Below are 1,480 nucleotides of genomic sequence, written 5' to 3' on the forward strand. Positions count from 1 at the left end.
ATGGCGGCCTGCACGCCCGCGGCGTTGCGCGACTTGGCGGCAGCCTGGGCATCGTTGAGGGCCTTGCCCACGGCTTGCGACACGGCGGCCAGTGCCGGGCTGGCAGCGGCAAGGCCGGCGACAGCGGCGGCGGCGATCAGCAGGCGGGCGTTCATCATCTTCGTGCGCGACATGGGGTATCCTTGGCTGTTCCTGTCCCGAAGCCGGGAGACGCACGACGACTCCGGCGCCAGCGCGCCGCGAATCCCCTGATGCCTCCTCCCAAAGCGGGGAGCAGCCCATAACCAATTGTCGCGCGCGTGCAACGGGGCAAATGGCCCCGGCGGCGGCACATGGTTGCGCGCGCGCGATGAAGCGCCTATCGCCCCGGCCAGTCCCGCGGCCTCCGGTTTCTCCGACTGCAGCGGGCAGACGCCCACGAAAAGGGGAGACTGACCATTCGCGCCTTCATTTTTCCGGGCCAGGGCAGCCAGTCCGTCGGCATGGGCCGCGGCCTTGCCGATGCCAGCCCCGCCGCCCGTGCCGTGTTCGAAGAGGTTGACGAGGCGTTGGGCGAGCGCCTGTCGCGCCTGATGTGGGAGGGGCCGGAAGAAACCCTCACCCTCACCGCCAATGCCCAGCCGGCCATCATGGCCGTCGGCATCGCCGCGCTGCGCGTGCTGGAGGCCGAGGCTGGCATAAAGCTGGCCGACAAGGCAGCGTTTGTCGCCGGGCACAGCCTCGGCGAATATACCGCCCTGTGTGCCGCCGGCAGCCTGGGCCTTGCCGACACGGCGCGGCTGCTGCGCCTGCGCGGCGAGGCGATGCAGGCCGCCGTGCCGCCCGGCGTCGGCGCCATGGCGGCGCTGCTCGGCCTTGATTTCGAGACGGTCACCGCGATCGCCACCGAAGCCGCGGGAACCCAGGTGTGTGCGGCGGCCAACGACAATGCCAACGGCCAGGTGGTGGTCTCCGGTCATGTCGAGGCGGTGGCCCGTGCCATGAACCTCGCCAAGGCCAAAGGGGCCCGCCATTCCGTGCTGCTGCCGGTCTCCGCGCCGTTCCACTGCCCGCTGATGCAGCCAGCCGCCGACCGCATGGCCGAGGCGCTGGACGCGGCCCCGATCATGGCGCCCACGGTGCCGCTGGTCGCCAATGTCACGGCCGCGCCGGTCACCGATCCGGCCGAGATCCGCCGCCTGTTGGTGGAGCAGGTGTGCGGCACGGTGCGTTGGCGGGAATCGGTGCTGGCCATGGCGGCATTGGGGGTCACCGGCTTTGTCGAGCTGGGCGGCAAGGTGCTGGGCCCCATGATCCGGCGCATCACGCCCGACGTGCCAACCCTGACGGCCAGCGACATGTCTGGCGTGGAAGCCCTTGCAAGGGAGCTTTGAGATGTTCGATCTTTCGGGGATGACCGCGCTGGTGACCGGCGCTTCGGGCGGCATCGGCAGCGCCATCGCCCGGGCGCTGGCGGCCAGCGGCGCGCGGGTCGCGCTGT

2 protein-coding genes are annotated in these 1,480 nt (G+C 71.0%); both read left to right on the forward strand.

The genetic code is table 11. The annotated features are described in order from the left end of the window. Positions 1-437: 437 nt before the first annotated feature. Positions 438-1,373 carry an ACP S-malonyltransferase gene (gene fabD, locus GJV64_RS14380; protein WP_164158156.1) on the forward strand — a complete coding sequence of 312 codons (936 nt, stop codon included), beginning with the start codon at positions 438-440 and terminating at the stop codon, positions 1,371-1,373. Between the two features lie 19 nt (positions 1,374-1,392). Further along, positions 1,393-1,480 (forward strand): SDR family NAD(P)-dependent oxidoreductase (locus tag GJV64_RS14385; protein ID WP_328799202.1); only part of this gene is annotated, 88 nt, incomplete at its 3' end.

Origin of the sequence: Sandarakinorhabdus rubra (assembly GCF_010994245.1) — a bacterium.
Taxonomy (GTDB): Bacteria; Pseudomonadota; Alphaproteobacteria; order Sphingomonadales; family Sphingomonadaceae; genus Sandarakinorhabdus; species Sandarakinorhabdus rubra.